At 73.2% G+C, this 21,070-nt stretch carries 21 protein-coding genes; 10 read left to right on the forward strand and 11 right to left on the reverse strand.

Annotated elements, in window-relative coordinates; all coding sequences use genetic code 11:
- Positions 1-184 precede the first annotated feature (184 nt).
- On the reverse strand, positions 185-559 hold the full coding sequence (locus ACTWQH_RS04190) for a potassium channel family protein (protein WP_443284930.1): 375 nt from the start codon (positions 557-559) through the stop codon (positions 185-187).
- A gap of 63 nt (positions 560-622) precedes the next feature.
- Here ACTWQH_RS04190 and ACTWQH_RS04195 point away from each other — a divergent pair, with 63 nt between their 5' ends.
- The 3 genes from ACTWQH_RS04195 to ACTWQH_RS04205 all read left to right on the forward strand — a co-directional run bounded on the left by ACTWQH_RS04195 (position 623) and on the right by ACTWQH_RS04205 (position 2,919).
- Positions 623-1,495: a class I SAM-dependent methyltransferase gene (locus ACTWQH_RS04195; protein WP_443284931.1), complete on the forward strand. Its 873-nt coding sequence runs from the start codon at positions 623-625 to the stop codon at positions 1,493-1,495.
- 210 nt (positions 1,496-1,705) lie between these two features.
- Positions 1,706-2,341 carry a GAP family protein gene (locus ACTWQH_RS04200; protein WP_443284932.1) on the forward strand — a complete coding sequence of 212 codons (636 nt, stop codon included), beginning with the start codon at positions 1,706-1,708 and terminating at the stop codon, positions 2,339-2,341.
- A gap of 188 nt (positions 2,342-2,529) precedes the next feature.
- Positions 2,530-2,919, forward strand: a complete 390-nt coding sequence (locus ACTWQH_RS04205; protein ID WP_443284933.1) for a DUF7144 family membrane protein — start codon at positions 2,530-2,532, stop codon at positions 2,917-2,919.
- Between the two features lie 34 nt (positions 2,920-2,953).
- Here ACTWQH_RS04205 and ACTWQH_RS04210 read toward each other — a convergent pair whose 3' ends face one another.
- Positions 2,954-3,634, reverse strand: a complete 681-nt coding sequence (locus ACTWQH_RS04210; protein ID WP_443284934.1) for a LuxR C-terminal-related transcriptional regulator — start codon at positions 3,632-3,634, stop codon at positions 2,954-2,956.
- Positions 3,627-4,949 carry a PspC domain-containing protein gene (locus ACTWQH_RS04215; RefSeq protein WP_443284935.1) on the reverse strand — a complete coding sequence of 441 codons (1,323 nt, stop codon included), beginning with the start codon at positions 4,947-4,949 and terminating at the stop codon, positions 3,627-3,629. Before ACTWQH_RS04215 ends, ACTWQH_RS04210 begins: the two co-directional genes overlap by 8 nt.
- A 144-nt stretch (positions 4,950-5,093) precedes the next feature.
- Here ACTWQH_RS04215 and ACTWQH_RS04220 point away from each other — a divergent pair, with 144 nt between their 5' ends.
- Positions 5,094-6,431 (forward strand): PspC domain-containing protein, encoded by a 1,338-nt coding sequence (locus ACTWQH_RS04220; RefSeq protein WP_443284936.1) that lies wholly within the window; start codon positions 5,094-5,096, stop codon positions 6,429-6,431.
- Between the two features lie 89 nt (positions 6,432-6,520).
- A complete protein-coding gene (locus tag ACTWQH_RS04225; RefSeq protein ID WP_443284937.1) occupies positions 6,521-6,721 on the forward strand; it encodes a hypothetical protein in 201 nt (66 codons plus the stop codon).
- A gap of 64 nt (positions 6,722-6,785) precedes the next feature.
- On the opposite strand, the gene ACTWQH_RS04230 is transcribed toward ACTWQH_RS04225, so the two are convergent.
- The 4 genes from ACTWQH_RS04230 to ACTWQH_RS04245 form a co-directional block, all read right to left on the reverse strand.
- A complete protein-coding gene (locus ACTWQH_RS04230) occupies positions 6,786-7,340 on the reverse strand; it encodes a DoxX family protein (RefSeq protein ID WP_443284938.1) in 555 nt (184 codons plus the stop codon).
- A 70-nt stretch (positions 7,341-7,410) separates the two neighbouring features.
- Complete coding sequence (locus tag ACTWQH_RS04235; RefSeq protein ID WP_443284939.1) at positions 7,411-8,499, reverse strand: NlpC/P60 family protein; 1,089 nt, start codon at positions 8,497-8,499, stop codon at positions 7,411-7,413.
- A gap of 119 nt (positions 8,500-8,618) precedes the next feature.
- Entirely contained in the window at positions 8,619-9,446 is an 828-nt protein-coding gene (locus ACTWQH_RS04240) for a DsbA family protein (protein WP_443284940.1), read from the reverse strand.
- A 103-nt stretch (positions 9,447-9,549) separates the two neighbouring features.
- A complete protein-coding gene (locus ACTWQH_RS04245; RefSeq protein WP_443284941.1) occupies positions 9,550-12,006 on the reverse strand; it encodes a glycoside hydrolase family 9 protein in 2,457 nt (818 codons plus the stop codon).
- Between ACTWQH_RS04245 and ACTWQH_RS04250 the strand changes: the two genes are divergently transcribed.
- On the forward strand, positions 11,960-12,310 hold the full coding sequence (locus ACTWQH_RS04250) for a hypothetical protein (RefSeq protein ID WP_443284942.1): 351 nt from the start codon (positions 11,960-11,962) through the stop codon (positions 12,308-12,310). The genes ACTWQH_RS04245 and ACTWQH_RS04250 overlap by 47 nt on opposite strands.
- Here ACTWQH_RS04250 and ACTWQH_RS04255 read toward each other — a convergent pair.
- Both ACTWQH_RS04255 and ACTWQH_RS04260 read right to left on the reverse strand, forming a co-directional pair.
- The gene (locus ACTWQH_RS04255; protein WP_443284943.1) at positions 12,291-13,631 is read right to left on the reverse strand and encodes an MFS transporter; all 1,341 of its coding nucleotides are present in this window, start codon (positions 13,629-13,631) and stop codon (positions 12,291-12,293) included. The two genes, ACTWQH_RS04250 and ACTWQH_RS04255, sit on opposite strands and share 20 nt — an antisense overlap.
- Before the next feature lie 95 nt (positions 13,632-13,726).
- A complete protein-coding gene (locus ACTWQH_RS04260; RefSeq protein ID WP_443284944.1) occupies positions 13,727-14,152 on the reverse strand; it encodes a PPOX class F420-dependent oxidoreductase in 426 nt (141 codons plus the stop codon).
- Between the two features lie 148 nt (positions 14,153-14,300).
- Between ACTWQH_RS04260 and ACTWQH_RS04265 the strand changes: the two genes are divergently transcribed.
- Positions 14,301-14,960, forward strand: a complete 660-nt coding sequence (locus ACTWQH_RS04265; RefSeq protein ID WP_443284945.1) for an ArsR/SmtB family transcription factor — start codon at positions 14,301-14,303, stop codon at positions 14,958-14,960.
- On the opposite strand, the gene ACTWQH_RS04270 is transcribed toward ACTWQH_RS04265, so the two are convergent.
- On the reverse strand, positions 14,942-16,141 hold the full coding sequence (locus ACTWQH_RS04270; RefSeq protein WP_443284946.1) for an NlpC/P60 family protein: 1,200 nt from the start codon (positions 16,139-16,141) through the stop codon (positions 14,942-14,944). The genes ACTWQH_RS04265 and ACTWQH_RS04270 overlap by 19 nt on opposite strands.
- 158 nt (positions 16,142-16,299) lie before the next feature.
- Between ACTWQH_RS04270 and ACTWQH_RS04275 the strand changes: the two genes are divergently transcribed.
- Complete coding sequence (locus ACTWQH_RS04275; protein ID WP_443284947.1) at positions 16,300-16,923, forward strand: FMN-binding negative transcriptional regulator; 624 nt, start codon at positions 16,300-16,302, stop codon at positions 16,921-16,923.
- 40 nt (positions 16,924-16,963) lie between these two features.
- Here ACTWQH_RS04275 and ACTWQH_RS04280 read toward each other — a convergent pair whose 3' ends face one another.
- On the reverse strand, positions 16,964-17,578 hold the full coding sequence (locus ACTWQH_RS04280) for a DUF1707 SHOCT-like domain-containing protein (protein ID WP_443284948.1): 615 nt from the start codon (positions 17,576-17,578) through the stop codon (positions 16,964-16,966).
- A 58-nt stretch (positions 17,579-17,636) separates the two neighbouring features.
- Between ACTWQH_RS04280 and pcrA the strand changes: the two genes are divergently transcribed.
- Complete coding sequence (pcrA, locus tag ACTWQH_RS04285; RefSeq protein ID WP_443284949.1) at positions 17,637-20,105, forward strand: DNA helicase PcrA; 2,469 nt, start codon at positions 17,637-17,639, stop codon at positions 20,103-20,105.
- A gap of 175 nt (positions 20,106-20,280) precedes the next feature.
- Positions 20,281-21,006, forward strand: coding sequence for a hypothetical protein (locus ACTWQH_RS04290; protein ID WP_443284950.1), 726 nt, complete (start codon positions 20,281-20,283; stop codon positions 21,004-21,006).
- Positions 21,007-21,070: the final 64 nt, after the last annotated feature.

Genomic DNA, 21,070 nt, shown 5'->3' on the forward strand with positions numbered 1-21,070 from the left:
CCCCCGCCCACCCGCCCCTGCTGAGGGGTGGGGAGGCGATGAGGGGGAGGCTGCGTCGCGAGCAGGCAGGCGGGCACGCGGACGGCGCGGGCTTCGCCGAGCGCCGACGCGCGGGCGTGACGCGGGCCCTCCGCGCCTGCTCCGCAGAGGGGGCAGCGGCGCGGCGCCGCGCGCGGTCAGCGACTCACCGGCGGCGTGCTCTCCGTTTGTCCCTGCGCTGGGCGCGCTGGCGTTCTCCCGCCTCCAGGAGCAGGCTCGTGACGGCGATGAAGAGGCCGACCGTGGTGAGGGCGTAGACGATGGTGAAGGCCTTGGAGTAGGCGGTCGTCGGTGCCAGGTCGCCGTAGCCGATGGTCAGGCCGGTGGTCATGGAGAAGTAGAGGCTGTCCAGCACCGACCAGCCCTCGTGCCAGGTGTAGAAGAGCGTGGCCGTGGCGATGGTCGCCACCAGGGACACGGCCGCGCCCCGGAACGCCGGGTCCCGCCAGGCGCTGCGGATCGACGCCGCCAGCACGGCGGCCAGCACCACGAATCCGAACACCCCGTCAGTGTCGCCCACGCAGCCTTGCGGAAACGGCAAGAAGACTTGCCCCGGCGCGTCCCTCCCAAGCACGCTGCGAGCGTGACCACACACCACGCACACGCGCACTCGCACTCGCACGGGCACGGGCACGAGGACATCGACTGGGACGAGCTGGCCGACCAGCTCGAACGCCAGGCCCGCGCCCAGCTCGGCTTCCTGCGCGAGACCGCAGCCTGGCTCGGCCCTCAGCTCCCCTCCCCGCAGGCCCTCGCCCGGGTCCTGGACATCGGCAGCGGCCCCGGAGCGGCGGCCGCCGTCTTCGCCGAGGCCTTCCCCGACGCCGAGGTCATCGCCGTCGACGGCACCCCCGGCCTGCTGGAGCGCGCGGCCGCGCGCGGCGTCACCACCCGCCTCGCCGAGCTGCCCGGCGAGCTGGACACCCTCGGCACGGCCGACCTCGTCTGGGCCGCCCGCGTCGTGCACCACCTCGGCGACCAGCAGGCGGCGTTGAACGCCCTCGCCCACCGCGTACGCCCCGGCGGGCTGCTGGCGATCAGCGAGGGCGGGCTGCCGCCGCGCTTCCTGCCCCGCGACATCGGCATCGGCCGCCCCGGCCTCCAGGCCCGCCTGGACGTGGCCAACGAGGAGTGGTTCACCGCCATGCGCGCCGCGCTCCCCGACGCCGCCGATATCATCGAGGACTGGCCCGCCATGCTCGCCCGCGCCGGCCTGACCCCGGTCGCCACCCGCAGCTTCCTCACCGAGCTGCGCCCACCCCTGGACGACGACGCCCGCGAGCTCATCCACGGCCACCTGGCTCGCTCCCGCGAGGTCCTCGCCGACGTCCTCGACCCCGACGACGTGCACACCCTCGACGCCCTCCTCGACCCCGACGCCCCCACCGGCATCCGCCGCCGCGCCGACGCCTTCTACCTCACCGCCACCACGGTCCACACCGCGCGCAGGGAGTAACGGGGAATAATCGGCGCCTCACGGGACACCCGGGGGCCATCAACCGCCCCTCTGGGCGTTCGCGAGGCGTTGGACCGCTACGTCGGGGAGACGGCCGGTGGTGGGACGGAGGAGCCGGCCAGGCTCTCAGCTCAAGGCACGCGTGACATCGCCGAGGAGGAGTTCCAGGGGGCCGAACGGCGGATCCTTCTCTGACTGCGGACGGTGACCATGGAACTGCCGATTCTGCCGCTGGCCATCACCATGATGGCCGGGCCCCAGATCATCTCGGCGGTCATCTTCGTCACCACGCCACGGGCCGTCCGCGTCTCGCTCGCGTTCCTGGCGGGCGTCGCCCTCGCGATCACCCTCGGCGTGCTCGTGATGCTGGGGATCGCCGAGCTGCTGGGCAACGCCGTCGACCTGGGCGGCGAGTCCGACGCCGGCTCGGCCGGAAACGTCATCAAGTACGTCCTGATCGGCCTGCTGGCGCTCGCCGCGCTGAAGAACTGGCGGGGGCGCGCCACCGCCGAGCCACCGAAGTGGCTGGGCACGCTCATGTCCGCCGGCACCCGGCGGGCGTTCACCATCGGCCTGATGGTGATCGGGCTGATGCCCTCCGACCTCGTGATCATGCTGACCGTCGGCGTTCACCTGCGGCAGAACGACGCCGGGCTCCTGGAGGCGTTGCCCTTCATCGCGCTCACCGTCCTGATCGCGGCGCTCCCGCTGCTCACCCGCCTCTTCCTCCGCCACCGGGCCGAGGCCGCAATGCCCCGCGTCCGCGACTGGATCAACAGCCACAGCTGGCTGGTCAACATCGCCGTCTGCGTGCTCTTCATCGTGATCATCGCCTTCGGCGCCTGAGCCGTCGGCGTACGCCGTCACCCGAACGGCGCAACAGGGCGGGCACGGCCGTCCGGGTGACCGCACGGTGGGGAAGGCAAGGCCCGCGATCGAGATCCCGGGCAACCGAGACGAAGGGCAGGGATCCGATGCCTCCGCACACCACGACAGGACACGCGGCGGGAGGGGCGGGGGGAACGGCACCGAGGGTGCACGGGGGCGGGGCGCTGGCCTCCGGGCTCGTCGTGTTCGCCGCCGTGATGCTGATCGTCGGCGGGATCATGGACGTCTTCCGGGGCATCATGGGCATCGCCGAGGACGACGTCTTCGTGAGAACCAGCGACTACGCCTTCCAGTTCAACCTCAGCGCCTGGGGCTGGATTCACCTCATCCTCGGCGCCCTCGCCATCCTGATAGGCCTCGGCCTGTTCCGGGCCGCCCTGTGGGCGCGCGTCGCCGGCGTCATCATCGCCGGGCTGATGATGCTCGCGGCCTTCGCCTCCATCCCGTACTACCCGGTCTGGTCGATCGTGCTGATCGCCGTCTACGGCTTCGTCATCTGGGCGCTGTGCGTGGCCGAGCCCGAGTCACCGGTATGAGGCTGAAGCCCGGTCCGGCCGGGCTCAGAGCGGCTCACACCAGGCGGCGGGCCGTCGCCCAGCGGGTGAGCTCGTGGCGGTTGGAGAGCTGGAGCTTGCGCAGCACCGCCGAGACGTGGCTCTCGACCGTCTTCACCGAGATGAACAGCTCCTTGCCGACCTCCTTGTAGGCGTAGCCGCGCGCGATCAGGCGCAGCACCTCGCGCTCGCGCTGGGTGAGGCGGTCGAGGTCCTCGTCCACCGGGGCGGTGTCGGAGGAGGCGAAGGCGTCGAGCACGAAGCCCGCCAGGCGGGGGGAGAAGACGGCGTCGCCCTCGGCGACGCGGAAGATGGCGTCGACCAGGTCGCGGCCGGTGATGGTCTTGGTGACGTACCCGCGGGCGCCGCCCCGGATGACGCCTATGACGTCCTCGGCGGCGTCGGAGACGGAGAGGGCGAGGAAACGGACGGGATCGGTGGCGGCGGAGAGGAGGGAGGAGCTGCGGCGCAGCACCTCCACGCCGCCGCCGCCGGGGAGGTGGACGTCGAGGAGGACCACGTCGGGCCGGGTCTCCCGGATGACGGTCACCGCCTGGTCCACATCGCCGGCCTCGCCGACGACCTCGACGCCGGTCTCCTCGGTCTGGCCGATCTCCGCCCGCACCCCGGCGCGGAACATCCGGTGGTCGTCCACCAGGACGACGCGGGCCCGCTCCTGGCGGCGGTCCTCAGTCATCGTGCTCGCCTCGCTTCATCGTCAGTTCCACCTCCGTGCCCTCGCCCGGCGTGGACCGGACGCGGGCGGTGCCGCCGTTGCGCCGCATCCGGCCGATGATCGACTCGCGCACACCCATGCGGTCCGCCGGGACGGCGTCCGGGTCGAAGCCGGGGCCGCGGTCGCGCACCGATACGAAGACGGTACGCCCCTCGACCTCCGCGAAGACCCGCACGGGGCCGCCCTCGCCACCGTACTTGGCGGCGTTGACCATCGCCTCGCGCGCCGCCTGGAGCTGGGCGGTGAGCTGCTCGTCCACCGGGCAGTCGCCGACGCAGACCACCTCGATCGGCACGCCGTGGTAATCCTCGACCTCGGCCGCGGCGGCCCTCACCGCCTCGGCGAGGGTGGTGGGCGACGCCTCGGCCTCCGGCTCGGCCGACTCGCCGGGGCGTTCCGCCGACTTGTACAGCCAGGTGCGCAGCTCCCGCTCCTGCGCGCGGGCCAGGCGCGCGACCTCGCGCGGGTTCTCGGCGTTGCGCTGGATCAGGGTGAGGGTGTGCAGCACCGAGTCGTGGACGTGCGCGGCGACCTCGGCGCGCTCCTGGGCGCGGATGCGCAGCGTCCGCTCCTCCGACAGGTCCTGCACCATGCGCACCACGTACGGGCCCGCGAGCAGCGCGATGCCGACGACCACGGCCACCGACGCCTGGAGGACGATCCCGAGGTTGTCCGCCGACCCGTCCGCGTCGGTGGTGCCGCGCACCACGACGAAGCCGGCCACGCCCGCGCAGACCAGACCGGCACCGGCCGCGCTGCGCAGCAGCGGCAGCCAGCGGCCCCGCCGGGTGGCGGCGGCCCAGTGCGCGCGGCGGGAGTCGTCGGCCTGCCGCCAGACGACGGCCGCGCCGACGCCGACGATCAGCATCGGCCACAGGGCGGCGTCGGAGATCGGGAACTGGATGTTGGCGCCCAGCACCCCGAGCGCGCCCGCCATCATGACGAACGCCAGCAGCCGGCCCTTCTCCGGCCGGTGGCGCAGCTGCCGCAGGCGGCGCAGACCCCAGCGGCGCCGGGCCGGGGCGGGCGCGGCCGGGGAGGGGGCGGCGCCCAGCGGCACGACGAACCAGAAGATGCCGTAGACGAGGATGCCCAGGCCGTTGGCGGTGAGCAGGAAGAGGAAGACGATGCGCACCCAGGACACGGGCAGCCCCAGGTGCCCGGCCAGGCCGCGCGCGACGCCGCCCAGCCAGCGCCCCTCCGCGCTGCGGTACAGCTTGCGCAGCGGAACGGGCGTGGACGGGGGTGGCGCGGGGCCGGCGGCTGCCTCGGTCATCGTGCCCATCGTCCCCGACATGGACCGATCGTCACACGGGCGGGCCCCGGAGGGCATCAGGGTTGACCCCCCAGAACGGGGTGGGGGCAGCACCAGGGTCTCCCCCGATGCCGGTGCGGGGCCGGAGGCGTCACCATGGTGGGCATGACGGGGACGACCGAGGAGACGGCCAGGCCGAACGCCCGGCTGTCGCGCAGCCGCCACCACAAGGTGATCGGCGGGGTGTGCGGCGGGCTCGGCCGCTACTTCAACCTCGACCCCGTGATCTTCCGGGTGTCGCTGGCGGTGCTGTCGGTCGTCGGCGGGCTCGGCTTCGTCGGGTACGGCCTGGCCTGGCTGATCATCCCCTTCGAGGGCGAGGAGGAGAACGAGGGGCGGCGGCTGCTCTCCGGCCGCGTGGAGGGGCCGGGGCTGACGGCGCTGCTGTTCATCGTCGCCGGGTGCGGCCTGATGCTCGCCGGGCTCACCGACGGGGGCGGGGCCACGTGGTTCTCGGTGATGATGATCGCCGCGCTGGCCGGGGCGGCGCACTGGTCGCGGCGGCGCAGCGAGACGGAGCTGGGGGGCGAGGCCGAGGGCGGCGCGGGGGTCGACGCCGTGACGGCGAACGCCGTGGCGGACGCGCCCCCCGAGGCGCAGCCGCCGCCCGCGCCGGCGGGGCCGTCCTGGTGGCGGCGTTCCCCCGACGACCCCACGGCGGCGGAGCGGGCCAGCGACTACCTGTGGGGGCCGGCTGGCGCGCGCCCGCCGGCCCGGCGCACCGTGCCGCCGCCCGCGCCCCCGGCGGCGACGCAGCCGCCGCCCGCGGTCGCGCCGCGTGAACGCCGCGACATCCGCATGGGCGGCCTGGTGCTGCTGCTGGCGCTGGGGGCGGGCGCGGGCGGCACGGCGGTGGCCTGGGAGCGGGACTCGCTGAGCGAGGCGCTGGTCCTCGGCCTGGCGGCGGCGCTGGCCGTCTTCGGCCTCGGGCTGGTCGTCAGCTCCTTCGCGGGGCGGCTCGGCGGGGGCACGATCGTCGCCGTGGCGCTGACGGCCGGGCTGCTGGCGGGCGCGGCGGCGCTGCCGCAGAACATCGCCACGACCTGGTCGGAGCCGGTGTGGCGCCCGGCCGAGGCGGCGCAGGTGCGGCAGGTGTACGAGGTGGGCACCGGGCGCGCGGAGCTGGACCTGGGCGGGCTGGCGGTGCCGGAGGGAGAGCGGGTGGCCACGGAGCTGGAGGCCGGGGCCGGGGAACTCGTGGTGACGGTGCCGAGGAACGTCGAGCTGACCGTGCACGTGGAGATCGCGGTCGGGGCCTTCACGTACGACGGGCAGCCCGGGGGCGGGAACGACGGCGGGACCTTCGACTCCTGGGCAGGGGTGGGGCAGGAGCGCACCGTGAGCTACGCGCCGGAGGCGGGCGTGGCGGAGGGCGGCAGCGTGGAGCTGTGGCTGGAGATGGGGATCGGGCAGGTCACGGTGGAGCGGGAGGCGGTGTCGTGAACGGCGCGAACGGAGGGAACGGTGCGAACGGCGGGAACGGTGCGAACGGCGGGCCTCTCAGGCCGCACCGGTTCGAGCCGGCGCGGTTCGTGCTGGGGCTGGCACTGATCCTCATCGCGATCCTCTACGCGGCGCGCGCGGCGGGGGAGGAGGAGCCGCCGCTGCCGGTGCTGATCGGGATGGTGCCGGGAGCGCTCCTGCTGTCGGGGGCGGTGGCGGGCATCACGCACGCGGTACGCCGCGCCCGCGGCGGCCGCGGCGCCCGCGCCGACGCCGCCGACGGCCCGTAGCCGAGGGCTCCGCCCCTGACCCCCGGCCGTCCACACCCCGGCACCCCACCCCGTATCCCGCGCGTCAGCCGAAGAGGCGGCGGTTTCTGCGGGCCGCGCGGTTGGCGATCAGGGAGTCAAGGGCCACCGGGCCGCTGCCCGCCAGCAGCAGCGTCGCGAAGCCCGCCAGCATGGGGAGGTCCTGGCCGAAGTAGTACGGGTCCGTCGGCCAGGTGACCGTCAGCCAGAAGGAGAACGCGAGCAGCGCCCCGCCCAACGCCGCGAGCCGGGTGAGGAGGCCGATGAGCACCGCCGCCCCGACCGCCATCTCCGCGACCGCGACCCCGTTGCCGAACAGGCCCGGATGGTCCAGCGCCAGGTCGGCCAGCCACCCCGCCGCCGCGTCGTCCTTGGAGAACTCCAGCGTCGTCTCCATCTGGTCGGTGCTCATGGCCTCGCTGAACGGCCAGGCGTCGGTGTACTTGTCGATCCCGGCGTAGAGGAAGGTGATGCCGAGAAAGAGCCGCAGCGGCAGCAGGGCGTAGCGGGCGGCGGTGTCCCGCAATCCGCCGCCCGGCCCGCCGGTGCCGGGCAGGGGGCCGCGCGCCGCCGGGCCGCCGAGTTGTTCCGTCACTGACATGGCCGTGCCACCTTTCGCTCCCCGCTCAGTCTGCCAGCGCGCTCAGGGCCCGGCCAGGGCTGGCGGCCCGTCAGGCCGGGCGCGTCGCGGCGGCGAACGGCATCGAGTCCACGGGGGCGAGGGCGATGGGAACGCCGGGGCGGGAGGCGTGGACGATCTGGCCGTCGCCGACGTATATGCCGACGTGGCTGATGCCGGCGTAGTAGAAGACCAGGTCGCCGGGGGCGAGTTCGGAGCGCGAGACCCGGGTGCCCGCGTCGACCTGGCCGTAGCTGGTGCGCGGCAGCGCCACCCCGGCCGCGCTCCACGCCGCCTGGGTGAGCCCCGAGCAGTCGAAGGCGTGAGGCCCGGTCGCGCCCCAGCCGTACGCCTTGCCGAGCTGGGCGTACGCGAACTCCACCGCCGCCTCGGCGCGGGCGTTCGGCGCGGGCGTGTCGGGCGAGCCGGTGCCCGAACCGGGGACGGAGCCGGGGACGGAGCCGGTGCCCGAACCGGCGGCGACCGCCGCGTCGCCGAGCAGCACCCGCTCGCGCTCCTCGGCGGTGAGCGTGGCCAGCAGCTCCTCCGCCTCCGCCAGCCGGTCCTCCACCGTGCGCCGCTCGTCCCGCGCCGCCTCCCGCGCCTCCGCCAGCGCGTCGGCCTCCTCGCCCGCCTCGGCGCGCAGCTGCTCGAGACGCCGGATCTGGTCCTCGATGCCCGCCACGGCCCGCGCCTGGCGGTCCCCGCTGCGGTCCATCAGCGCCGCACGGTCCAGGAAGTCGTCGGGGTCGGAGGAGAGCGCGAGCTGAAGCGACGGCGCCACGCCCGAGGAGCGGTACTCGGCGGAGGCGTGCGAGCCGAGGGCGTCGCGCGCCTGGTTGAGCTCCTCGGTGCGCCGGGCCGCCTCGTCGCGCAGCCGGTCCAGATCGTCCCGCGCCGCGTCCGCCTCCTCCGTGGCGGCGTTGAACCGCTCGGTGGCCTCCTCGGCCTCGCGGTGGAGCGCGTCGACCCGGTCCCGGACCTCCGCCAGGCCCGGCTGGGGCTCGGCGAGCGCGGAGCCTTCGAGGCCGAGGCCGACGGCCGAGGCGGCGCCGGCGAGGGAGAGGGTGGCGGCGGCGAGGGACCGGAAGGGGCGTTTGGCCGCGGTGGCCGCCCGTTTCGGCTTGCGATGCTTGCCCATGTCCCGGGACGCTAAACCGGCCCGGGGCGGGGCGGCGGCGCGTTGATCGGTAATGACCCCGAGATGACCGTGTGTGGTGGCAAATCCCCTGCGGATGACGGCCGTTGACCCCGCGGTGACTACTCCCGCTCCGCCTCGTGGAGCGGGTCGATGATCTCGCGGAAGGCGCCGAGGGACTGGGCGCCGCTGAGCGGGTGGCCGTCGATGAGGAAGGAGGGGACCGTGCTGACGCCCATGTCGTACGCCTCCTGCGCGTCGCGGCCGACCGCCTCGCCCGCCTCATCGGATTCCGTGTCGCGCAGGAAGCGGCCGATGTCGGGGATCCCGGCCTCCGCCGCCAGCGCGCGCAGGCCGTCCTCCTCGAAGCGGCCGGATCCGAGGTTGAACTGCTCGCCGAGGGCCGCCTCGTGGAACTCCCAGAACCGGTCCTGCCGTCCGGCCGCCCAGGCCGCGCGGGCGGCGGCGTCGGACTCGGGGCCGTTGATGGGGTAGTTGCGGAACTCGATGCGAAGGATCCCGGCGTCCACGTACTCCCTCACCAGCCGGTCGTGGGTGTCGCGGGCGTGGATGCCGACGAACGCGTCCTGGAAGTCGGCGTACTCGATCATCACGATGGGCGCGTCCACGTCGCCGAGGGCGAGGGGGTCGTCGGCGTCGCGGCGGGCGAGCGCCAGCGCGGGGTTGTCCGAGGGCAGCGGCTTGATCTCCTCCTCGCCGCCGTCCCCCGCGCTGTCGTCGGAGCCTCCGCCGTCGCCGCCGGCAAGGGCGGAGAGCATCACGAGCAGCAGCGAGCCGATCAGCAGAGCGGCCAGCAGCGCCGCGGCGTACGGGCGCGCGGCGCGGGCGCCGTAGGTGCCGGCGCGCGGCGGCTGGCGCTTGCTCTTGGTGTTCTTGGTGCTCTTGGTGCTCTTGGCCAGCTGTTTGGGCTTGGGGCGCGCTGCGGGCATGCCGCCAGCCTACGGCGGTGGCCTCCCAGGGCCCGGGGCCCGGGGTCCGGAGGGAAGCCCTCCGGACCCCGGGGACGGGGTGGCTCGCCGCAGGCGGTACGCGCTACGCGCCGCTCGGGCCGTTGGCGTAGGTGGCCAGCCACGCCAGCGGGGCGTTCCAGTTGATGGTCACCTCGTTGGTCGAGTACGACTCGATGTGGTCGATGTAGCACATCGCGCCGACGCACCCCACCAGCTCCTGCTCGGCGATCGGGTCCTCCAGGGCGGCGTCCGGACCGCCGGCGAGCGAGCCGGGCGCCGGGTTCGGCAGGCTGGAGTTGAGCTGGTTGGCCCAGAACCGGTGGTGCTGGTTGTGCGAGTCCCGCTCGCCGTAGCCGGTGACGTACGACTGGTTCAGCGGGTTGCGCCCCAGCACGTAGTCCAGGGCGCGGATGGCGGCGTCGCGGTAGGCGGCCTCGCCGGTCAGGCCGGCGGCCACGGCGAGCACCACGCCGTTGTTGAGCACCTGGCCGTTGGAGCCCCAGACGAACTGGCCCGCGAACGGCAGCCCGTACCCCGCCGCCTCGGAGTCGGCCAGGAAGCCGTCGGCGGCCTCCACGACCATCGCCCGCACGTCGGCGAGCTGCCCCTCGGTCAGGTCGTTCGGCACGGTGGCCAGCGTCATCGCGCCCAGACCCGCCGTCTCGAGCCAGGACAGGCCGCCGGGCGGGAAGACCGCCGCCGTGTCGCCGTGCAGCTCGGAGTCCAGCAGCGCCTGCCGGTAGACGTCCTTGCCGGTGGCGGCGAACAGCTCGGCCGCCGCCCAGTAGAACTCGTCGGTCACCTTCTCGTCGCTGTACGCCCCGCCGCCGGTGCCGTCGTTCGGGTCGGCGATCATGGCCGGGTGGGCCTCGGCGGCCTCCCAGGCGCGCTCGGCCGACGCCAGGCAGGTGGCGGCGTACTCCGCGTCGAAGGGCTCGAAGACGCGGGCGCACTGGGCGGCGGCGGCGGCGAGGTTGAGGGTGGCGGCGGTGGACGGCGGGTGCAGCTCACGCGGCTGGGCGTCGTCCTCGGGCATCATCGGCAGCGCGGTCCACTCGGCGTCGTGGAGCTTGTGATGCGCCATGCCCGCCAGTTCCTGGCCCGCCGGGACCTGCATGGCCATCAGGAAGTCCATCTCCCACTTGGCCTCGTCCAGGACGTCGGGGATGTCGTTGCCGGTCTCGGGGACGGCGAGGGAGCCGTCGCCCAGGGCGTCGGGGTACTGCTCGTACACGGACATCAGCTGGGCCACGGAGATGCCGCCGTTGACGACGTACTTGCCGTGGTCGCCCGCGTCGTACCAGCCGCCGGCCGCGTCCAGGGTGTAGTCGCAGGGGTCGGTCTCCCAGCAGGTCACGTCGTTGTCGCCCTTGTTGGGCGCGACGTTGACGTGCCCGGCGGGGCGGGCGTACTCCTCACCGACGAGGGCGGCGTCGATCTTGATGCCGCTGCGGTTGTGGTAGTAGTACGCCATCGCGTCGGTGCTCAGCCCGGCGTAGATGTCGTCGCCGATGGTGAACGGCACGCTCGTCTTGCCGTCGATGGTGACGGTGTAGCCCTCGCCCGGCGTGGTGACGTCGCTGAAGTCGAAGGTATGGACCTTCTGCGCGGAGGTGGAGTCGACCCCGGCGGGCGTGGTGGTGCCGGAGGCCACCTCGGTGCCGTCGGCGGCGTTCAGCGTCCACGGCAGCGCCTCGGCCGCCTCGGTGACGAAGGTGCCGGACTTGACGCCGTCCGTGAGGTAACCGTGCTGGTTGACGCGGACCGGTGAGCCGGTGTCGGGGTCGAACGGCGGCCGCTCGGCGCCGCCGCGCAGCGACACGTCGTCCATGCAGAAGGTGAACGGCTCCTCGCCGCCGCCGAGTTGGAAGACCAGCTGCGCCTCGGGCAGGTCGGCGGTCGCGGTGAAGATGTGGCTGATCGGCTCGGCGGTGTCGGTGGCCTGGTCGGTGGCGGAGAGCTGCGGGGTGAAGGGGTCGACCGACATCTGGATGTTGGCGCGGACGGTCACCGGGGCGCTGGTGGTGGGCGTGTAGAGGAACTCGTACGTCTCGCCCGCGGTGATCGGCAGCGCGTCCTGGCCGATGATGACGTCCCAGGGGTTGGCGGTGCCCCCGGGGATCTCCGCGCACAGGCGGCCGTCGACCACCTTCGGGGTGACGTTCTCCGTCCCCCACCAGGGGGCGGTGGCGCCGTCGGCGAAGTCGCCGTTGGCGATGAGCTCGGGCCCGGGCTCTTGCTGGGCGCTGGCCGTGGTGGCGGCCGGGACGGCGACGGCGGCGGCGAGCAACCCGGCGGCGGCCACGGCCGCGGCGCCCAGGCGGCGCCGCCTGCGGTGGGGATGTGGGCGATGTGTCACGGCTCGGTCCTTTGGTGGGGATGGACATGACGTGCTGGTGACATGGACATGGGAGCATATGGGAGCGCTCCCACAGGCATCCTCGGGTCCCGGTTTCCCAGCGTCAAGACGCGCGTCACTAGACTTCCCCGCCATGGACGTCTTGATCAGCGTCGTTCTGGGTCTGCACATCGTCGGCATCGCCGCTCTGCTCGGCGGCTTCCTGGGGCAGATGAAGGCGATGGGGGAGGGCGAGGCGCGCATCAACGCGGGGATGCTGCACGGCGGATGGACGATGCTCGTCACCGGCCTCGCGCTCGTCGGCCTCAACCAGGCCGACGATCAGGAGGTGAACAACGCCAAGATCGCCGTGAAGCTCACCGTGCTGCTGGCGATCCTGGCGCTCGCCTACGTCAACCGCGACGAGGAGAAGGTCGGCACGCCGGTCTTCGGCGCGGTCGGGGCGCTGGCGACGGCCAACGTCTTCATCGCGACGGTGTGGTGACGGGCGGTTCCTCCTCCGCGCCGGGTTCCTCCTCCGCGCCGGGCTTCTTCTCCGCGCCGGGCTCCTCCTCCGCCCCGGGCCTGTCTCCGGGGTCTTCCTCGGCCGCGCGCTCGGCGGCGTCCATGGCGGCGTCGGTCACCCGGGTCATGGCGAACAGCAGGCAGAGGGTCAGGGCGGCGGTGATGGCGAAGACCGCGCGCAGGCCGAGGAGTTGGGCCCCGAGGCCGCCGGCCGCCGCGCCCAGCGGCATCGTGCCCCAGGCCAGCAGCCGGTAGCCGCTGTTGAGGCGGCCCAGCAGCCGGTCGGGCGTGACACGTTGCCGCAGCGAGACGGTGATGACGTTCCACACCACGATGCCGACGCCGCCGAGGAAGAAGGCGGCGCCGATGAGGAAGGGGTTCGCGGTCGCGGCGGGGACGCCCAGCATCAGGGTCGAGCTGACGGTGGTGAACACCAGCGCGCGGGCCCGGCCCAGCGCCCGCTCGATCCGCGCGGCGAGGAGCGAGCCGGCGAGGCTGCCGGCGGCGGTGGCGGTCAGCAGCGCCCCGTAGGAGGCGTCGGACAGGCCCATCGTGGAGTCCCGCCCGGCGGCGTAGAGCACGAAGACCGCGAACATGGCGTTGCTGGCGAAGTTGGAGACCCCGACCATCGCGGCGAGCGTCCGCAGCAGGCGGTGGCGCCGGAGGTAGCGCAGCCCCTCGGCGATGTCGGCGCGCATGGTGGTCGGCTGCGCGCGCTCGACGCGGAAGGAGCCGCGTACCAGCAGCAGCACGCCGATGGCCAGCAGCCACAGGCCGGCCGGGGTGGCGAAGGCGAGGACCGCACCCGCCGCCGCGAGGACGCCGGCCAGCGGCGGGCCTATGAACTGATTGGCCGTCAGCTCTGCGGCGAACAGGCGCCCGTTGGCGCGCGAGAGCTGATCGCGGCTGACGAGCTGCGGCACGATCGACTGGGCCGAGGTGTCGTAGAGCGTCTCGGCGATGCCGATGCCGAAGGCGACGGCGTACAGCGCCCAGATCGAGCCGGCGTCGAAGGCGGCGAGGAGCGTGACGGCGGCGAGCAGCAGCGCGCGGAGGGCGTTGGCGCCGAGCATCGCGCGGCGGCGGTCGAGCCGGTCGGCGAGGGCACCGGCGGGCAGCGCGAAGAGGAGCCAGGGGAGGGTCAGCGCGAGGCTCAGGCCAGCGATGAGGGTGGGGGAGCGGGTGTGGTCGATGGCCACGAGCGGGAGCGCGACCTTGAGGACGCCGTCGGCGAGGTTGGACAGGCCTGAGGAGGTCCACAGCCGCCAGTAGCCGGCGCCGAGGGAAGGGGTGTCCGCCATTGGTGGAGAATCCCACATCGATGGAGAAAGCTCAATCAATAATCCTCGGTGGCCCGACTCCGCCGCCCGAGCCGGCCCGGTCCGGTCCGGTCCGGTCAGTCTGACACCCCGGAGAAGGCGATCACCTTCTCGATGTGCGCGCGGACGAGAAGCTCGCCAGGTACGCCGTTGCGGGCCGCGAACTCCTCGGCGCGGTCCTCGCCCATGTAGCGGGCGCCGAGGCGGCCCGCCCAGTGCCGCACCTCGCCCGGGTCCTCGGAGATCTCGGCGCGGCCCTCCAGCAGGACGAACGCGTACGGTGGCCGGTCCTCGTCCACGCACAGGGCGAACCGCCCGTCCCGGGCCAGGTTGCGCCCCTTGACCCCGCTCTTGCCGGTGTTGAACACCACGTCGTCGCCGTCGAGCAGAAACCAGACCGGCGTGAGGTGCGGGCTGCCGTCGGCCCGGACCGTCGAGAGCTTGCCGGTGCGGGTTCCGTCCGAGACGAAGGCCCGCCACTCCTGGTCGGTCATCTTCCGCATGCGTCTGCCTTTCGATCTTCCGATCCGGTGCGGGGCTATTCCCGCGTTCGCGCGTTCCCGCGTTCCGCGTTCCGCGTTCCTGCGTTTCTGATTGTGGTGACCCTTGGTGCCCAGCCTCCGCGAACGCGCGCGGGATTATCCTGCGACCATGGACGACGAGGCCCCGCTGCGGAAGCGACGGCAGGCGACTGTTCGCGAGACCAAGGCGCTAGCCCACCCGTTGCGGCTGCGCATCCTGCGGCTGTGCGGCCAGCGGGAGATGACCAACAAGCAGCTCGCCGACCGCCTCGGCCGCGACCCGGGGACCGTGCTGTACCACGTCCGGCAGCTCGCCGACGCGGGCTTCCTGGAGCCGGCCCCGGTCCGGACGGGCGAGCGCGGGGCCCTGGAGAAGCCCTACCGCGCCACCCGCAAGTCCTGGTGGCTGTCGAACCCGATGGAGAACCTGGACGCCGAGGCGAGGTTCGCTCCCGTCGAGGCGTTCCAGGACGAGCTGCGCGAGGCGGGCCCGGAGTCCGTCGCCGCCTTCGACCGGTTCGCGCTCCACCTCTCGCCCGAGGACATCGAGATCCTCGAACGCCGCATCCTCGCCATCCTCGACGAGTACATCGAGACCGACGACGAACGCCTCGACCAGCCGCTGCACGGCGGCATCCTCGTGCTGCACCGCCTCGCGGGCGGGGACGCGGGCGAGGATGACGAGGTGGGGGGCCACGGCCGTACGGCTGACCCTTCCCCGCCCCCAGGGGAGGGCAGCCGGGGAAGGCGGCGTGATCCGCCGGACGGGCGTTACGCGACGCGCACGTAGCCGTAGATCGGCATCACGTCGATCGACTCGTACTTGACGACCGTGCTCGGGTTCGGCGCGTGGATCATCATCCCGTCGCCGGTGTACAGGCCGACGTGGCTGACGTCGTCGTAGAAGAAGACCAGGTCGCCCGGCTGGAGCTCGTCGCGCGTGACGCGGGTGCCGAAGTTCACCTGGTCCCAGGTGACCCGGGGTATCTCGATCCCGGCGGCGCGCCAGGCGGCCTGCGTCAGGCCCGAGCAGTCCCAGGAGTCGGGGCCGGTGGCGCCCCAGACGTAGGGGTCGCCCAGCTGCTCGTCGGCGAAGGCGATGGCCTGCTCGGCCAGGGAGTCGTACGTGCCGTCCGCGGCGCCGCCACTGCCGCCGCTCCCCTGCTCCTGCTGCTCCTGCTGTTGCTGCTCCTGCGCGGCCTGCTCCGCCGCCTCCTGCGCCTCGCGGCGTTCCCGCGCCTCGCGGGCCCGGCGTTCGGCCTCCTGCTGCTCCAGCCGCTCCAGCTCGTCGTAGGCGGCCTGTTCCTCGTCCGTGAGCTCGTCGAGGAGCTGCCGGGCCTCGGCCAGCTTGTTCTGGACGGTGTCCTTCTGGTCCTGGAGGTCGGCCTCGCGGTTCTGGAGCTCGGTCAGCGCGTCGGCGGCGTCGACGCTGTGCTCCTCGGCATCGGCCTGGCGTTCGGTGAAGTCGTCGAGCGCCTGCTGCTGTTGCTCGCCGAGACGGTCGAGGGTGTGGCTCTGGTCGAAGAACGCCTTCGGGTCCGTGGCCAGCAGCAGGGTGACGGTTTCGGGCATGCTGCCGCCGCCGTGGCGGTACTGGGCGGCGGCGAAGTTGCCGAGGACGCGCCGGGCCTCGTTGACCTCGTCGGTGGCCTGGGCGGCGGCGTCCAGCGCCTCGTCGACGGTGTCCTGCTGCTCGTCGACCTCTTCCTTGGCCTCGTTGTACTCCTGGGTGGCGACCTCGGCGTCGTGGTAGAGCTCGTCGACCTGGTCCCTGACCTCCTGCGCCCGCTCGGCGGCGTCGTTGGCGCGCTCCCGCTGCTCCTCTATGGAGGGCGTGTCGTCCTCGTCGGCGTAGCCGCTCTGCGACAGCAGCGTGGCCGAGACCAGCGCCGCCGCGCCGACGCCGACGGCGCCGCGCCGCGCGGCGGGGCGCTCCAACAGCCCGGTGCGGGGCTTGCGGTGGGAACCCACGGGCGTCTCCTTCCGACGAAGACCGAGCCACCTGCCGACGCACGCTAGCCACAGTGAGGGGCTCTTGTGAAGGCTGGGATGGGATTTATCCGCGATGTGACCGAAATCATTTCGTGACCTTGCGGGGGTTTGCCGTCCCTCGATGTGAAGCTGAACGAATGTACGTGCCCCGACACTTCGCCGCCGGCGAGGCCCAGACGCGCGAGCTGCTGGACCGCTGCGAGACGGCCGACCTGATCACCGCCACGCCCGAGGGGCCGCTGGCGACGTTCCTCCCGGTCATCCACGCCCCGGACGTCGGCGAGCGGGGCGCGCTGCTGGCGCACGTCGCCCGCAACAACGAGCAGTGGCGGCGGCCCGCCCTCGGCGAGGCGCTGGCCATCCTCCGCGGGCCCGACGCGTACGTGTCGCCCACCTGGTACGCCTCCAAGGCCGAGCACGGCCGCGTGGTGCCGACGTGGAACTACGTCACGGCCCACGTCTACGGCCGCCTCGTCGTGCACGAGGACGCCGACTGGCTGGCGTCGATGGTCCGCCGCCTCACCGAACGCCACGAGTCCGGCCGCGCGCGTCCCTGGTCGGTCGACGACGCGCCACCGGCGTTCGTCGCGGGGCAGCTCCGGGCGATCGTCGGCCTCGAACTCGTCATCACCAGGGTCGAGGCCAAGGCCAAGCTGAGCCAGAACCGCCCGGCCGCCGACCGCGAGGGCGTGGCGGCGGGCCTGGCGGCGGAGGGCGACGCGGAGATGGCCGCGGCCGTGCGGACCGCGCGCGGGGCCTAGCCCAGCGGACGGCCGGGGGAGAACCGGGAGAACCCCCGCCTCACGCCGGGTTGTTGCGCAGCCTGCGCCGCTCCCAGCGGTTGGGGTGGCGCAGCGTCGCGCCCGCCATGCCGCCCGCGCCGGTGATGCGCAGGAGCGGCGTGCCGGGCAGGCGTTCGGGCGTGGTCTTGTCCCGCACGCCGCCGATGCCGGGGTCGATGCCGGTGGTGTCGACGGCCCAGCCGTCCGGGACCACGATGGTGACGCCCGCCATCTCGCCGTGCACCTCGACCTCGACCTCCTGCCACGGGCAGTCGGCGCGCGTGAAGTCGAGCTTGACGCCGCCCAGCCCGCCGCGGGCGACGATGCGGGCCGGCACCCGCCAGCGGCCCACGCGCTCCGCGCCGTGCAGCCCGCCCTTGAGCTCCAGCGGCGGGCGACCCTCGGCCTCCACGGCGGCGGCCGGGGGCGGCAGGTCGGCGGTGAGCGGTTCGAGATCGCCGTAGGTCTTGGCGGCGAACGCCCGTTCCAGGCGCTCCTCCAGCTCCTCCAGGTCGATCCGCCCGTCGCCCGCGGCCTCCCGCAGCCGTTCGGCGACGGCCTCCCGGTCCTCGTGCGAGGCCCGCAGCTCGGCGCGCGGTCGGTGAGGTTCGGGGAGAGGGGAGTCAGGCGGCATGGAGTTGATTCTAGGAGCGGGCCCGCCGGGTGGGGGAGCGGTCATAGACTCGGAGGCGATGAGCGGCCTCTTTGATGACAACGCGCTGGCGGACCTCGACCCCGTGACGGATCCGGGCGAGGAGCCGACACCTCCGCCCGAGCAGGAGGCGGAGCAGGCCGAGGCCGTCGACGCGCTCTTCGAGGGCACCTTCGCCGAGCCGAAGCGGGCCGAGGAGGACGCCTACTACCGCAACGGCGCGCGCAAGCCCGTCGCCGACCCCGCCGCCCTGCTGGAGGGGCTGAACGACCAGCAGCGCGACGCCGTCACCCACAGTGGCGCGCCGCTGCTGATCGTGGCCGGGGCCGGGTCGGGCAAGACGCGGGTGCTGACCCACCGCATCGCGTACCTGCTGGCCGCGCGCGGCGTCCACCCCGGCCAGATCCTCGCGATCACCTTCACCAACAAGGCCGCCGGCGAGATGCGCGAGCGCGTCGAGGAGCTGGTGGGCCCGCGGGCGAACGCCATGTGGGTGATGACCTTCCACAGCGCCTGCGTGCGCATCCTGCGCCGCGAGAGCAAGAAGCTCGGCTTCACCTCCAGCTTCTCGATCTACGACGCCGCCGACTCGCGCCGCCTGATGGCGCTGGTCTGCCGCGATCTGGACCTTGACCCGAAGCGGTACCCGCCCAAGTCCTTCAGCGCCAAGGTCTCGAACCTCAAGAACGAGCTGATCGACCCCGAGGACTTCGCCGCCCAGGCGTCCGACGGCTTCGAGAAGACCCTCGCCGAGGCGTACACCCTCTACCAGTCGCGGCTGCGCGAGGCCAACGCCCTCGACTTCGACGACATCATCATGACCGCCGTCCACCTGCTCGACGCCTTCCCCGACGTGGCCGAGCACTACCGGCGCCGCTTCCGGCACGTGCTCGTCGACGAGTACCAGGACACCAACATCGCGCAGTACCGGCTGATCCGGCTGCTCGTCGGCGTCGAGGGGGAGGGCGGCGACGAGTACGCCACCGGCCCCGCCGAGCTGTGCGTCGTCGGCGACGCCGACCAGTCGATCTACGCCTTCCGCGGCGCCACCATCCGCAACATCCTCCAGTTCGAGCAGGACTTCCCGCAGGCCAGCACCCTGCTGCTGGAGCGGAACTACCGCTCCACGCAGACCATCCTGTCGGCCGCCAACGCCGTCATCGCGCGCAACGAGGACCGCCGCCCGAAGAACCTGTGGACCGACGCCGGCGCCGGGTCCCGCATCACCGGCTGGGTCGCCGACACAGAGCACGACGAGGCGCAGTTCGTCGCCGACGAGATCGACCGCCTGACGGACGAGGACGCGGCCCGCCCCGGCGACGTCGCCGTCTTCTACCGCACCAACGCCCAGTCCCGCGTCTTCGAGGAGGTGTTCATCCGCGTCGGCCTGCCGTACAAGGTCGTCGGCGGCGTCCGCTTCTACGAGCGCCGCGAGGTCCGCGACGTGCTGGCGTACCTGCGGGTGCTGGCCAACCCCGAGGACACCGTGCCGCTGCGCCGCATCCTGAACGTGCCCAAGCGCGGCATCGGCGAGCGCGCGGAGGCGATGATCGAGGCCCTCGCCCAGCGCGAGCGGATCTCCTTCGCGCAGGCGCTGCGCCGCGTGGACGAGGCGTACGGCATGGCGGCGCGCTCCGCCAACGCCGTCAAGCGCTTCAACGAGCTGCTGGAGGAGCTGCGCACGGTCGTGGAGTCGGGCGCGGGCCCGGCCACCGTGCTGGAGGCGGTGCTGGAGCGGACCGGGTACCTGGCGGAGCTCCAGGCGTCCAACGACCCGCAGGACGAGACGCGGGTGGAGAACCTCCAGGAGCTGGCCGCCGTGGCGCTGGAGTTCGAGCAGGAGCGCGCCGAGGACGACCCCGGCACGCTCGCCGACTTCCTGGAGCGGGTGGCGCTGGTCGCCGACTCCGACGAGATCCCCGACGAGAGCGAGGGCGACGGGGGCGGCGTCATCACGCTGATGACGCTGCACACCGCCAAGGGCCTTGAGTTCCCGGTGGTCTTCCTCACCGGCATGGAGGACGGCGTCTTCCCGCACATGCGCTCGCTCGGCAAGACCAAGGAGCTGGAGGAGGAACGCCGCCTGGCGTACGTGGGCATCACGCGCGCCCGGCAGCGGCTGTACGTCTCCCGCTCGGAGCTGCGCAGCGCCTGGGGCCAGCCGCAGCACAATCCGCCCTCGCGCTTCCTGGACGAGATCCCCGACGAGCACGTGGAGTGGCGCCGCGCGGGCGGCACGGCGGCGACGGCGCCCTCGACGGCGTTCACCCCGTCGTCCGGCGGCGGTCGGCAGCCGCGGCGCGGGGCCGGCGGTTTCGCGACGCGGCGGATGCAGGACCGGCCCGTGGTCTCGCTCACACCCGGCGACCGCGTCACCCACGACAGCTTCGGCATGGGCACGGTCGTGTCCGTGCAGGGCAGCGGCGAACGGGCCGAGGCCACGATCGACTTCGGGGGCGACAAGCCCAAGCGGCTGCTGCTCCGTTACGCTCCGGTAGAGAAGCTCTGACGACCGGCGATTCCGTGTCGCTGTCGTGTCACAGCTCGGGGAAAGGGCTTGTCGTAGGGGGGTCCGGGGCGGTTAGCTGCCAGGGCAATAAGCAGAACTTCGTACTCCGATTAACGTCGTCCCTGGCCCTGGAGTACCGGAGTACGTCTCATCACACAACCCCAGGGGGAACAGAATGAGCCAGCCCTGGCAGCAGCAGCCATCCGGCGGATACGGTCAGCAGCCGCCTCCGCCCGGCCCTCCGCCAGGAGGGTACGGCCAGCCGGCGGGCGGCTACGGTCAGCCGGGTGGGTACGGCCAGCCGCAGCAGCCGCAGCCCCAGCCGGGCTACGGATATCCGCAGCAGCCCCCGGGGGCCATGCCGCCGCCGCAGCCCCAGCAGCCCTTCGGCGCCCCGGGCGGCGGGTACCCCGCGCCGGTGCCTCCGCCGCCGATGGGCCAGCAGGGCAACCTGCTTGCCGCGATCGGCGCCGCCGCGGTGGCCGCGATCGTGGGAGCCATCGCCTACGCCTTCATCTACCGCCAGACGCTGGACGAGACCACGGGCGAGGTCACGCAGATCACGTACGTGGCGATCCTCCTCGGCATCCTCGTCGGGCTCGGCCCGGCGTTCCTCGCCAAGGGCAACTGGACGGCGTACATCATCGGCGCCGCGCTGGCGTTCCTCAGCATCTGCCTCGGAGAGGCATGGGGCACGACGATGGTCGTCAGCTGGGGAGCCGACCAGATGGGGGTGGAGCTGGACGGCAACTGGTTCATGCTCCTGTTCAAGTACCCCGGTGACACCTGGGACGCCTGGAAGGACGGCGCCGAGGCGATCAACTACATCTTCCTGTTCGCGGCTCCCGCCGCCGCGCTCGCCATCTGCCAGGGAGTCCTCAGGCGCAGCCAGCAGCGCTGACGCACGCACGAGAGACCAGACCACGAGAGGCGGCCCGTCACCCCGGAACCGGGGCGGCGGGCCG

Source organism: Streptomyces sp. 6N223 (genome assembly GCF_052246635.1).
Taxonomy (GTDB): domain Bacteria; phylum Actinomycetota; class Actinomycetes; order Streptomycetales; family Streptomycetaceae; genus Streptomyces.